At 45.9% G+C, this 12,919-nt stretch carries 11 protein-coding genes; 3 read left to right on the top strand and 8 right to left on the bottom strand.

Annotation, left to right across the window (positions count from 1 at the left end; all coding sequences use genetic code 11):
* Positions 1–8: 8 nt before the first annotated feature.
* The 3 genes from queA to ACRTGH_RS10465 all read right to left on the bottom strand — a co-directional run bounded on the left by queA (position 9) and on the right by ACRTGH_RS10465 (position 5,047).
* Positions 9–1,049, bottom strand: a complete 1,041-nt coding sequence (queA, locus tag ACRTGH_RS10475; protein ID WP_368846093.1) for a tRNA preQ1(34) S-adenosylmethionine ribosyltransferase-isomerase QueA — start codon at positions 1,047–1,049, stop codon at positions 9–11.
* 15 nt (positions 1,050–1,064) lie between these two features.
* A complete protein-coding gene (locus tag ACRTGH_RS10470) occupies positions 1,065–2,342 on the bottom strand; it encodes a SpoIID/LytB domain-containing protein (protein WP_368846094.1) in 1,278 nt (425 codons plus the stop codon).
* Between the two features lie 95 nt (positions 2,343–2,437).
* Positions 2,438–5,047 (bottom strand): heavy metal translocating P-type ATPase, encoded by a 2,610-nt coding sequence (locus ACRTGH_RS10465; protein ID WP_368846095.1) that lies wholly within the window; start codon positions 5,045–5,047, stop codon positions 2,438–2,440.
* A 447-nt stretch (positions 5,048–5,494) separates the two neighbouring features.
* On the opposite strand from ACRTGH_RS10465, the gene murQ reads away from it, so the two are divergent.
* The 3 genes from murQ to ACRTGH_RS10450 are packed head-to-tail and all read left to right on the top strand — an operon-like array spanning position 5,495 to position 8,918.
* On the top strand, positions 5,495–6,403 hold the full coding sequence (murQ, locus tag ACRTGH_RS10460; RefSeq protein ID WP_368846096.1) for an N-acetylmuramic acid 6-phosphate etherase: 909 nt from the start codon (positions 5,495–5,497) through the stop codon (positions 6,401–6,403).
* Positions 6,400–7,815 carry a PTS transporter subunit EIIC gene (locus ACRTGH_RS10455; protein ID WP_368846097.1) on the top strand — a complete coding sequence of 472 codons (1,416 nt, stop codon included), beginning with the start codon at positions 6,400–6,402 and terminating at the stop codon, positions 7,813–7,815. The genes murQ and ACRTGH_RS10455 overlap by 4 nt, the downstream gene beginning before the upstream one ends.
* A gap of 17 nt (positions 7,816–7,832) precedes the next feature.
* Complete coding sequence (locus ACRTGH_RS10450; RefSeq protein ID WP_368846098.1) at positions 7,833–8,918, top strand: DUF871 domain-containing protein; 1,086 nt, start codon at positions 7,833–7,835, stop codon at positions 8,916–8,918.
* Positions 8,919–9,004: 86 nt separating this feature from the next.
* Here the strand turns inward: ACRTGH_RS10450 and ACRTGH_RS10445 are convergent, their stop codons facing one another.
* The 5 genes from ACRTGH_RS10445 to ACRTGH_RS10425 form a co-directional block, all read right to left on the bottom strand.
* A complete protein-coding gene (locus ACRTGH_RS10445; RefSeq protein WP_368846231.1) occupies positions 9,005–9,631 on the bottom strand; it encodes an epoxyqueuosine reductase QueH in 627 nt (208 codons plus the stop codon).
* Between the two features lie 2 nt (positions 9,632–9,633).
* Positions 9,634–10,647 carry a Holliday junction branch migration DNA helicase RuvB gene (gene ruvB / locus ACRTGH_RS10440; protein ID WP_368846099.1) on the bottom strand — a complete coding sequence of 338 codons (1,014 nt, stop codon included), beginning with the start codon at positions 10,645–10,647 and terminating at the stop codon, positions 9,634–9,636.
* 16 nt (positions 10,648–10,663) lie between these two features.
* Complete coding sequence (gene ruvA, locus ACRTGH_RS10435) at positions 10,664–11,269, bottom strand: Holliday junction branch migration protein RuvA (protein ID WP_368846100.1); 606 nt, start codon at positions 11,267–11,269, stop codon at positions 10,664–10,666.
* A 333-nt stretch (positions 11,270–11,602) separates the two neighbouring features.
* A complete protein-coding gene (gene ruvC / locus ACRTGH_RS10430) occupies positions 11,603–12,094 on the bottom strand; it encodes a crossover junction endodeoxyribonuclease RuvC (RefSeq protein ID WP_368846101.1) in 492 nt (163 codons plus the stop codon).
* A 48-nt stretch (positions 12,095–12,142) separates the two neighbouring features.
* On the bottom strand, positions 12,143–12,877 hold the full coding sequence (locus tag ACRTGH_RS10425) for a YebC/PmpR family DNA-binding transcriptional regulator (protein WP_368846102.1): 735 nt from the start codon (positions 12,875–12,877) through the stop codon (positions 12,143–12,145).
* Positions 12,878–12,919 lie beyond the last annotated feature (42 nt).

Below are 12,919 nucleotides of genomic sequence, written 5' to 3'. Positions count from 1 at the left end.
CCCCATCGTTATCCCTTGCCTGCAGCTCCTGCAACAAACATCGCATCTCCAAAAGAGAAGAACCGATACTTTTCCCGTACAGCCTCTTGATAAGCACGCAAAACGAACTCACGGCCTGCAAAAGCACTGACAAGCATGATGAGTGTGGATTTTGGCAGATGGAAATTTGTGACAAGTGCATCCACTATTTTGAACTCGTATCCAGGATAAATAAAAATATCCGTCCAACCACTTGTTTCCCGAATAAAATTTTTCCTCTCTGCCGCCGACTCCAGGGTGCGAACAGAAGTTGTGCCAACCGCAATGACACGGCGATTTGCTGCCTTTGTTCGACAAATCAACTCTGCAGTCTCTTTCGGGAGGCAATAATATTCACTATGCATCCTATGATCTTCAATCTTCTCTGCACTCACGGGACGAAACGTCCCCAGGCCAACATGAAGTGTAACAAATCCAATGTTAATACCACTTTTCTTCAGGCCAGCAAGCTGTTCCTTTGTAAAATGAAGTCCTGCCGTCGGTGCTGCAGCTGAACCTTCTTCACGACAATAGACGGTTTGATATCGTTCCTTATCCATAAGCTTTTCATGGATATAGGGGGGCAATGGGGTTTCGCCTAAACGCTCCAAGATCTCCTCAAAAACTCCTTTATAACGAAAAATCACAAGACGTCCGCCAAAATCCGTGCCCCCGACAACTTCAGCAGACAATTCCGCACCAAAGCTTATAACTTGCCCGATCTTTGCTTTTTTCCCTGGACGCACTAACGTTTCCCACAAATCCTTTTCAAGACGGCGCAAAAGAAACAGCTCGATATGCCCGCCTGTATATTCGCGTCGTCCATGCAGCCGAGCCGGCATTACACGCGTATCGTTAAGAATCAAAGTATCTCCAGGCACAAGAAATTTTTTCAAATCAAAAAAATGATGATGCTCTATCCTCTGTACCTTAGGGTCGAGTACCATAAGGCGAGATGCGTTCCTTGGTTCCACGGGTTTTTGGGCAATAAGTTCCTCCGGCAATCCATAAGAAAAATCCTCTAACAACATCGATCTTTGATTCCCTCATTTCAGTCTGCGCAATGTCGTTCCGGGGTAATAATGTGCAAGGATATCCGTATATTTCATTCGTTTAGCAAGATTTTTAGCACCATACTGTGACAGTCCAATACCATGTCCATTGCCAAAACCAGAAATTATGACTTGCCCCTTCCCGTCAAACTTCTTCTCCCAACGTATATCAAAAAGCGTACTCTTAAGACCGAAAAGCGATCGCACTTCACTCCCCGTCAAAGTTATACTCCCCTGCGCACCATAAAAAACTACGCGTAAAACCCGTCCCGAAACAGAGCGGTCTCCCCTTCCTTTCCCGATAACAAGCGGTGATAACTCTATTTTTTTCAATCGACCGATGGACACCCCTTTTCCAGCAAGCTTTTCTGCAATACGTTCTTCAGAAAATGTTTGCTGCCAAGCACCTGTCCCCAATACATCTTCTTTTACCGGCAAAAGATATGGTACCGCATTGCCCCAAACGGCTTCACTGCTTTCTGTCATACCGCCTGAATCGCTGTGAAAAAGTGCTTCTGCAGGTTTATTGGCATAAAACAGAACCTCTCCCGAAGTTGCAGCCACTGCTTCTCTAGTCGCAGCAGTCTCGACATCGATTCCGCCATAAATCTGGCAATGCGTCGTTGCGCATACACTGTAGTCCTCCGTTTTGTGACGAAGCCTATTGCGCAAACCGTAGGTACGGGCGGCAACAGCCTGCGCCTTCAAGGCTTCGGCAGGCCATGAAGAAGGCATTTCCTCTGGCAATACACCATTAACATAATCTTCCAATTCAACAATATTGATAATATCGAAATTTGTCCCATGAAGACGAACCATCATCATGCCATGGTAATGTTTCGTTCCCAGCATAAAGATTCCTTCCTTTGTTTTAGGTACAAGACGGAAGGATTCGGTCAAAAGAAGCTTTCCGTCTAGCAATATTCCCCCTTGTTTTTCTTCTAATTTTATAGCCGAATTCGGAGCTATGTTCGACAGTACTTTGCCGCTCTTTTCATCTATAAGTGAAAATCCCTTATCCGAAGAAACAAGCATTGTGCGCTGCTTAAGGAATAGACCTACGCGAACCTCCTGTTTGCCAGTATTGTCCCATGACATCTGCTCCGTTTGTTCCACCGTTTTTTTACTCGTCGCAGCTGCCGGAACATTTGCCGGATGAAAATCAATGGTACGCCCCGTTGCTCCCGTTTTGGAAACAACTGTAAAAAACAGGCATAAAAACGCGATAGTTGCACGCACCCCTATCCTTTTACTTCTCCATAAACAAGCCAAGCCCCCGTCCTCCTTCATTCAGATAGGATATAGTATAACATAGAACTATGGGGGTGTCACATGCAACAGGGGCTGCCGTATGGCAGCCCCTGTTCTCACTGAATCCCAGTGACCTCATAACCAGCATCGACAATAGCCGCTATAAGAGCCTGGTCAGAAACATCCGCATTGAATGTCACAACAGCGTTATTATTCTCCAGGCTCACCTCGACCTTATCCACGCCATTAAGCCCTTCAAGTGCTTTCGTCACATGCGCGACACAGTGTCCGCACATCATCCCGTTGATAAAAATGGTCTTTGTCATTGTATCATCCTCCATTTTTTCATTCATCATTTCATCCAAAACACCGCATTCCTTGGCATCTTCCGTGAGGAATACAGGTAATGTCTTAAGCTTCCTACTCTCATCGTTTTTATCGTAATGAACATCAAAAAAGTTCAACCGCAACGCATTCATCACAACACAGAAACTTGACAAACTCATTGCCGCCGCACCAAACATCGGATTCAATACAATGCCAAAAACAGGAATCCAAAGACCTGCTGCCAATGGTATGCCAATGATATTATAAAAAAATGCCCAAAAAAGATTTTCTTTGATATTGCGAACGACCTGACGTGATAAACGAATCGATGCAGCAACATCCAAAAGAGACGATTTCATTAGTACGATATCTGCTGCATCAATAGCAACATCAGATCCAGCCCCAATAGCAATGCCAATATCGGCACGCGTCAAGGCAGGCGCGTCATTGATGCCGTCTCCTACCATGACCGTCCTGCCGCTTTCCTTTAGGCGTCGTATAACCTCTTCCTTATCACCGGGCAAAACATCTGCAATAATTGCAGCAAGACCGAGCTGCAATCCAACAGCTTTTGCTGTTCGTTTATTATCCCCCGTAAGCATAACGGGTTGAACTCCCATATGCAGCAATTCACGAATCGCCTCACTGCTATCTGGTTTTATCGTATCAGCAACCGCAATGATACCAAGAAAACGCTCCCTTGTCGCAAAGAAAAGCGGTGTCTTTCCTTCTTCGGCAAGTTTTTCCGCCTCTTGCCGCACAATAGGAGAAAGCATCTTTTTTTCTTCCATAAATTTCATACTGCCACCAACAGCTTCTTGTACTGAACCGGCAACATTGACCCTGCCTCTAACTCCATGCCCCGGAAGTGCTTCAAAATTCTGCGCTTCCTCAAACTGCAGATTCCTTTTTACCACTTCCTCTTTGATGGCCAAAGCAAGCGGATGCTCGCTCTTCGCTTCAAGCGCAGCCGCCGCAACAAGCAATATATCCTCCGTGCAGCCTTCGTCAGGGATAATATTCATCACACGAGGCTTTCCTTCTGTAATCGTTCCAGTCTTATCGAGCACAACAAAGTCCGCCTTGCCTGTCGCCTCTAAAGCCGAAGCTGTTTTGAAAAGAATACCGTTCTTTGCCCCCTTGCCGCTGCCCACCATAATAGCAACGGGTGTCGCTAATCCCAAAGCACATGGGCAACTGATAACAAGCACACTGACGGCACGAGCCAATGCAAAGCTTATCGTCTCGCCAAGGAGAAACCATACCATCCCTGTGGCAATCGCCACTACAATGACAATAGGAACAAAGATTCCCGACACGGTGTCGGCAAGCTTTGAAATCTCCGCCTTGGATGCAGCAGCATTCTGCACCATCTCGATGATCTGCTGCAAGGTGGTATTTTCGCCAACACGCCTCGCTTCGCAGGTCAAAGCACCATTCTGGTTGATTGTTGCTGCGCTCACAAGGCTCCCCGGCACTTTATCAACAGGCAAACTTTCCCCCGTAAGAGCTGCCTCATTGACGGCACTTTCTCCTTCAATCACCGTACCATCGACAGGAAAGCTTTCTCCCGGTAAAACTCGGAATATATCTCCAACAACCACCTCTGAGACATCAACCACAACCTCATTGCCATTTTTCATAAGCCGTGCCGTCTTAGGTGCCAAATCCATCAGTCTTTTGATCGCATTGGTTGTCTTTCCCTTACTGCGGCTTTCCAAAAGTTTGCCAACCGTAATGAGTGTAACAATCATAGCCGCTGTCTCAAAATAAAAATCATTGCCCAACGCTGCAACATTCTGCCAATCTCCCATACGAACTGCAACGAGCATGGAGAACAGGTTCGTTGTGCTATAAGCAAAACCTGCAGCACTTCCGAGAGCAACGAGGGTATCCATGTTCACCCCTCCGGAAAGCACATTGCGAAAACCATTGATAAAAAATTTTTGATTGACAATCATAACAGCGGCCGCAAGAAGCAATTCATACAGTCCTATAACAAGTGCATTACCTTCCATGGCCTCAGGAAGAGGCCATGCCAACATCGTATGCCCCATAGAAACATAAAGAAGCGGCAACAGCAAAACAAGTGAAACGACAAAACGGCGGAAAATCTTTGGCGTTTCACGATCTTCGAGCGCCTCACGTTCTTTTGCAAAACTCCTCCCCGTTTTTTTTCCTGGCTCTGCAGCAAGACTGGCACTATACCCAGCCTGATTTACAGCATTGCATATTATTTCCGAAGTAGCAGGAACTTCATAGCTCACAAGCATGGAATTTGTCAAAAGATTTACTGCCACCTGTTTTACACCCGGTAAACGCGAAACTGCTTTTTCCACACGTGCACTGCAAGCCGCACATGACATACCGATGACATTATATTTTTCATTTTCTTTCATCTAGAATCGCCTGCCCCTTCTCCTTTGAACTTCTTTATAGAGCTCACGGTTTCCGCAATAAATTTTTCATCTTTTGCTCGAATATCATCTATCAGTCAAGTTTCCCCTTTTTCTATAAAAGGTTCTCTCGAATACCCCTGCAAAGCATCTTGAATAAAGATATACCTGGGAAAGATATTTGTCAAGAATAGATCTCAAAAGGTTAATAATATCTCTAGGTAACTTTATTCAAAATTTTTGAGAATTCTTCAACGATTAAAGAGGATTTCTGCACTCAATGTCAAAGTAAGGATTTAAGGGAATGTTGGATAATACACCATAAACATTGCGAAAAAGGAGCAGCTATACCAGCAAAACACTCGTGCTTCTTCTCACTGTCAAATACGGGAACAAGGTATACTTGAAATAATCCCCAGTAAAAATCACGATTTGAGGTGCTTTCCCTTTATGATCAATCTCCATGAGCTGACAACGGAACAATGCAATCCTTCCACGTTTCATATAGATGAGATGCCCATACCTGTCATGCTCCAAACCATTCATACGGAAAACAGGAAAGTCTTGCAGGCCGTCGAAAGCGCCCTACCGGCCATCGCTGCGGCAGTAGAAATTATCACGGTTCGTCTAAAGGAAGGCGGCCGTCTTTTTTATCTAGGTGCCGGCACATCAGGGCGGCTTGGCATTCTCGACGCTGTCGAATGTCCTCCGACATTCGGTGTAGAACCAGAACTCATACAAGGAATTATTGCGGGTGATATTCCAGCCATTTTCAAAGCTCAAGAAGGTGCTGAGGATTCATACACCCTCGCAGAAAACGACCTCAAAAAACGACGTTTTTGTCACAAAGATATACTTTGCGGTATTGCCGCATCTGGACGTACTCCCTATGTCATCGGCGGACTTAAGTATGCAAGCAAAATCGGTGCAGAAACCATCGCCATCTCTTGTACTCCCAACTCTCCGATTGAGGCTCTCGCCGATATAGCTATTACGGCCATCACGGGGCCTGAAATCATCACTGGGTCAACACGCTTGAAAGCTGGGTCAGCACAAAAAATCATCCTGAACATGCTCTCTACCGGTTCCATGATTTGCCTAGGCAAGGTTTATGGCAATCTCATGGTTGATGTAAAAAGCTCAAATGCAAAACTCACAGAACGGGCTCGACACATTGTCATGAAAGCCACAGGAAGAAGTCTGAAAGAAGCTGTCCATGCGCTGGAATTAGCAGACGGAAATGCCAAATTGGCCATTTTTCTTTTATTTAGCGGTCTCAGTCCGAAAGAAGCAAGGAAGCGCCTTGCTGCAGCAGATGGCTACATCAAGCGTGCACTTAAGAAAGAAGGTTTAGCATGACGCTGGAAGCTCTGGCAAAAGAAATCTTTCAAATTGTCGGACCTGCTACAAACATCATAAAAGCTGAAAATTGCATGACACGTCTGCGGCTTGAACTAAAAGATCAAACTACAAGCATGTTGCAGAAATTAAAATCACTTGATGGAATTCTCGGCATACACGAAAATGGCATAGAGTTACAAATCATCTTAGGACCTGGGCGCGCCACGACAGTGACAACATATTTCAAGGCACTGCTCCAAGAACAAGAAAAAAACGAAGAATCCGGTGAATCTTCCCTAGATAATCCCAGCCGCGCTTCTTGGGGGTGCCTGACCGCTCACATGCCTATTGGTGACGGAAAAGCATTGCAGGAAAACATAAAAAAGAGAAATTCAACGCCTACAAAACTTTTACTCAAGCGCGTAGCCAATATCTTCATTTCCCTTATTCCAGCCTTTATTGCCTGTGGCTTAGTCACAGGCATCTTGAATATCGTTCTGAAGACTTTCCCTGAACTTGCTGTTTCGCCTCTTGCCAGTTTACTTGCATTGATGGGCGGTTCTGTGTTTTTTGCTATGAATATTCTCGTTGGTGTCAATGCCGCAAAAGAATTTGGCGGTTCTCCGATGCTCGGCGGTACACTGGCCGCCATAATCTCCCATCCAGGACTTGCCGCCATTTCATTCGAAGGATTCGAACTTGCACCAGGACGCGGCGGCATTATCGCTGTATTGCTTGTTGCTATCTTTGCTGCGTGGTTGGAAAAAAAGCTTCATCAAGTCATTCCAGAAATACTTGACCTATTCCTCACGCCGCTTCTTGTACTTCTTACAGCGGGATTTGTCGCAATCTTTTTATTGCAGCCTTTTGGTGGAATTCTCTCTGCAGCCATAGGAGATGCCGCTTCCGTTTCCATCGAGAAAGGCGGCATCATCACCGGCTTCATCCTTGGATCATTATGGCTTCCTATGGTTATGCTAGGTGTGCATCAAGCAATGACGCCAATTCATGCAGAGCTTCTCTCTCGCTATGGCGTAACAATTCTTTTGCCAGTTCTCGCCATGGCAGGCGCAGGTCAAGTCGGCGCAGCTATTGCAGTCTATTGCAAATCAAAAAATGCTTTCCTCAAAAAAACTATCGTCTCAGCTTTACCTATAGGTGCTCTCGGTGTCGGCGAACCATTGATTTATGGGGTCACGCTGCCGCTTGGCCGCCCCTTTATCGGTGCCTGTATTGGAGGCGGCTGCGGCGGAGCGGTTCAAGCGGCATTTATGGTCGGTGCATCAGCGATGGGCATATCGGGAATTCCACTCGCAGCTGTTACGAATAACATCACTATTTATTTATCCGGTCTTTTCACTGCTTACATCGTCGGTTTTCTTGCAACATGGAGCATCGGTTTTCAAGACCCTCAAGAAAATTCAACTTAGCGAAAGGAGGACTTGCCATGCAGACAGGAATCTCTGTTTATCCCGGTCTTGACAACAACCGGAAGGAAAATCTTCACCTGATAGAGTCTGCCGCCAAACTTGGCGTCACGCGCATATTCACCTCCTTACACATTCCTGAATCAAATACTGCAATCCTGAAAGAAGAATTTAATGACATCGTGCAAACGGCACGCCATCATAATATGGAAATTATTGCCGATGTTTCTCCAGCAACGTTAAACTTTCTTGGAATGCATCGCTTTTCACTTTCAGCCTTCCAATTCATGGGAATCCATACCATACGCATAGATTACGGCTACGGCGCGTCATATATCGCCGAGCTCAGCCGCAATGCCCAAAAGCAAAACATGAAGATCCAGCTCAACGCCTCCACAATCACTGGAAAGTTCCTCACAGACCTGCTTCAGGAAAAAGCAGCTTTCGAATGGATCGATGCCTTGCACAACTTCTACCCACGCGAAGGTACTGGCCTTTCTGAAGCAACACTCGTGCGCAAAACAGCCATGCTGCATAAGGCCGGCATATCGGTCGGTTCCTTCATTCCCTGTCAATACCGCCGCCGCTCACCGCTCAGACGCGGACTGCCAACACTCGAAATGCATCGTGATTTTACACCTTCTCTTGCTGCACGCCACCTCTCTGCTATCGGCATGGACTCGATATTTATCGGCGATTCCCTTCCTTCGGAACAAGAACTCAGGACACTCACCCAGACCCCCCCAAACCAAGTGACCATGCGCGCCGAGCTCATGACAAACGATCCCGTGCAGAGAGAACTGCTCACGCATATATTTACGGCACGCCTCGATGAGGCACGTGATGCTGTAAGAGCCCAAGAAAGCCGTACGATACTCAAGGAACTCGGACAGGAGATCAAACCTGAAAATCAGAAAATGCGAGCTTATGGTGCAATCACACTCGACAATAAGAAGTATGGCCGCTATATGGGAGAACTTCAAATCATGAAACACCCGCAGCCTGCCGATATGCGCGTCAATGTCGCAGCAATGCTTCCCGAAGAAGAACAATTTCTCATTAACTATATCATCCCAGGCAAAAAATTTGCCTTCCAGTTTGATTAGGCATGCAAAATTAGAAAAAATCATACCAAAAAGAAGCCTCCTGCATCGCTGCCGGAGGCTTCTCTTTATATTGTCTGCACGATCTCTCATGCTCTTTTTGGGGTTTCAACTGCCGGTTTCTGGGCTTGAGCCATCAATTTCCGCTGCTTTGCTTGTTTCTTCCGCTCTTTGCGTATGGCCTTGCTGTACCGTTCCTCTTCACTAAAAATACAACCGCAATATGATTGACGATATAGTTCAAGTTCATGGCTTATATCGATTCCTTCCTGCCAACCTACCCGGAAATCTTCGTAATAGAATCTAACACCGTATTTTCGTGCAAAAACTTCTGCTGTTTCTCGCATCAATTCATGCTGTTGATATATGCTGTAGAACAACGTACTCGTGAAAACCTCAAAGCCGTTTTCTTTCGCATATCGGGCAATTTCCTCCAGACGCCATGTATAACACATGCGACAACGCCCATTTGTCATGCTTTCTGCATGCAGAGCTTTTTGCAAAAAATCACGCAACATATAATTTTCATTCGTCCGAATATTTAAACCTACCTTCTCGGCAAACTCTTTTGCTGTTTTTAAACGCATATCCCATTCCCTATAGGGATGAATATTGGGATTGAAGAAGTACCCAACTGGCTCAATACCATCTTCCCGAAGCTTTTTTACCGGATAGCAGGAACATGGTCCACAACACATGTGAAGCAGGAATTTCATATTCACTGATTCCCTTCTATATAAGGCACACCCAAGTGTTCATAGGCAGCGCGTGTTACGACACGACCACGCGGTGTGCGATTGATAAAACCGAGCTGCAAAAGATACGGTTCGTAAACATCCTCAATCGTATCACTTTCTTCGCTAATGGAAGCGGCCAGAGTTTCCAAACCAACAGGTCCGCCTGAAAACTTTTGGATCATCGTCATAAGCATATGACGATCTGTATGATCAAGCCCTATTTTATCCACTTCAAGCTTATCGAGAGCGTTGTCCGCAATAGCGGCGGTAATTATGCCCGTCCCCGCCACCTGTGCAAAATCACGCACACGCTTCAGGAGTCTATTGGCAACACGAGGTGTCCCACGAGAACGAGATGCGATCTTTTGCGCACCTCCCGGTTCAATAGATATTTGCAAGATTTCCGCTGCACGTTCAACGATCAACATAAGCTCCTTTGGCTCATAATACTCAAGCCTTGAAATCACACCGAAACGATCGCGTAAGGGGGCAGCAAGAGCACCTGCCTTCGTTGTCGCTCCCACAAGCGTGAACGGTGCAATATCAAGACGAATGGAACGAGCACTCGGCCCCTTGCCTATGATGATATCAAGTGCAAAGTCTTCCATTGCGGAGTAAAGAACTTCTTCCACCGTACGAGAAAGGCGATGAATCTCATCAATAAAAAGCACATCGCGTTCATTGAGATTCGTTAAAAGCGCCGCTAAATCTCCCGAACGCTCAATCGCAGGCCCTGAAGTAATGCGGAAATTCACGCCTAATTCATTGGCAATAATACCAGCGAGTGTTGTCTTTCCAAGGCCTGGGGGACCATAAAGAAGCACATGGTCAAGAGCCTCTTTGCGACTCAATGCCGCCTGGACAAACACCTGCAAGTTTTCTTTTGCTTTTCTCTGCCCGATATATTCTGCAAGTTTTCTAGGCCGCAAGCTGTACTGCCATGTATCTGCTGCTTGTTCATCAAGCGCAATAATGCGCCCATCGATTTCTTCCATAGTTCAACCCCATTCCTCAGCTTTTCCGGGCAAATTCCTTCAATGCAAACCGAATGAGTTCCTCCACATTTTTGCAGCCACTGCCACGCTTCAGCACAGGCATAAATTCTGCCTGTGCATAACCCAAGGACGCCAAAGCATCTCCCGCCTCGGCCAACATCGTATCTTCCTGCAGTGGTTCGAGTAAATCAATGTCCATTGCCTCTTCGTGATTCGTCATAAATCCAGCTATTTTATCCTTGAGTTCAAGAATGATTCGTTCCGCTGATTTTTTTCCAATCCCTGGTGCTTTTGTCAAGAAATCTGCTTTCTTATTTTTTACAGCAAGGCAAAGATTTTCAAGCGTAATGTTAGAAAGTATTCCAAGTGCTGCTTTGGGACCAATACCTGAAACAGATATAAGCATTTGAAACATCTCATACTCTTGCTCAGAAAAAAAGCCATAGAGAAGCATCGCATCTTCGCGCACAACAAGATGCGTAAAAAGCATGGTTTCTTCCCCTACACGAAGATACCCATGTGTGGTACCGGATATAAACACACGATAGCCAACACCCGCAACATCAAGAAAACAAAAATCAAGGGAAAGGCGCTCTACCTTCCCCCGCAAAAAACCAATCATAGCATTCCCCTCATAGTATATCGCGCCATTTCATGAACAATATAGCCACCGTTACCATGAAGCTCCCCAAGAAATCAATCCGAAGGCGCAGACTGATTCGGCGGTTCATGTAAGGGCAGCGCACGATGTCCAAAAAGCGGACCGTTTGCGCATCTAACGTACCATGAAACCCCAAGATGTCAAGCCCAACGGGCACAGACCGATTGGCTGGGTTTCTGTAAGGCGAGAGGACATATTTGCAGCACGATTCTGTGATAAAGGCATCGCAGGAGACGGAACCGAAAGCAAACTATGCCGCTTCGCATAACGGCTGAACATTGTCCTGAAAGTTTATCATCTGTTGCGCCAAGCGACACTTCCCATGCAATGTGTCGTACAAATGGCAATAGCAAGCGCATCCGCCACATCATCAGGTTTCGGCGGTGTTCCAAGATGCAGAAGTTTCGTCACCATATAGATGACTTGTTCCTTTGTAGCTTTACCATATCCTGTCACCGCCTGCTTGACTTGAAGCGGCGTATGCTCTACAACTTTAAGCTTATTTTTGGCCGCTGCAAGAAGTACAACGCCACGAGCCTGCCCTACAGGAATTGCCGTCGTGACATTGCGATTGAAAAAAAGCTGCTCAACTCCCATGACATCAGGGTGATACGTCTTGATCAAATCATCAAGCCCATCATAGAGTTTCATCAATCGATCTTCCATATGCGCTTTAGGGCTTGTAGTCAATGCACCATAAACACGGGGTTTTAGATGACTTCCCTCACTTTCAATCAAACCAAAACCACAGATTGCTGTCCCGGGATCGATTCCTAATACCAGCATAAAACCAACTCCAAAACAGAAGCGGCCAAAAATGGCCGCCTGCAAGAATCAAATTTCTTCATTGATTTCTTGGTTGCTGTAGACATTCTGCACATCATCATTTTCTTCAAGCGCATCGATGAGATTCTGCATCTTTTCAGCATCCTTGCCTTCAAGCTTTACCATGGTATCAGGTACCATCGTGATTTCTGCAGAGGCTGTTTCTATCCCTCTTTCTCCAAGCGCTGCCTCAATTGCATCATAATCGGCAGGTTCAGCTGTAATCTCAAAAACATCATCCTCTGCTTTGAAATCTTCTGCTCCTGCCTCAAGCACAATACTCATGAGTCCATCTTCATCATCAAATATTTCTTTTTCCACGATGAACACGGCCTTTTGTTTGAACATCCAACCCACACAGCCAGTTTCGCCAAGATTGCCGCCAAACTTTGAAAAAAGATGACGCACATCTGCCGCACTGCGGTTACGATTATCCGTCAAAATATCGAGCATAACGGCAGATCCACCCGGCCCGTAGCCTTCATATGTGAATTCCTCATAGTTGCTGCCTTCTGCTGCTCCAAGTCCTTTTTGTATAGCACGCTGAATATTGTCCTTTGGAATATTGTTCGCTTTGGCTTTGGAAAGAGCCAATTTCAGACGCATATTCCCCGTTGGGTCGCTACCGCCCATGCGTACAGCAATCGTAATCTCTCGCCCAATCTTCGTAGTTATTTTGCCTCGAATCGCATCATTTGCACCTTTTTTCCTCTTAATATTTGCCCATTTGGAATGTCCCGACATAACCTCTTGCAACTCCTTATTCCGATTTGAAATCTTTCATAC

The sequence above is a fragment of the Selenomonas oralis genome, assembly GCF_051603425.1.
Classification (GTDB): Bacteria; Bacillota; Negativicutes; order Selenomonadales; family Selenomonadaceae; genus Selenomonas; species Selenomonas sputigena_A.
The sequence above is the reverse complement of the archived record's forward strand: the minus strand, read 5'-3'. Positions and strand labels throughout refer to the sequence as shown.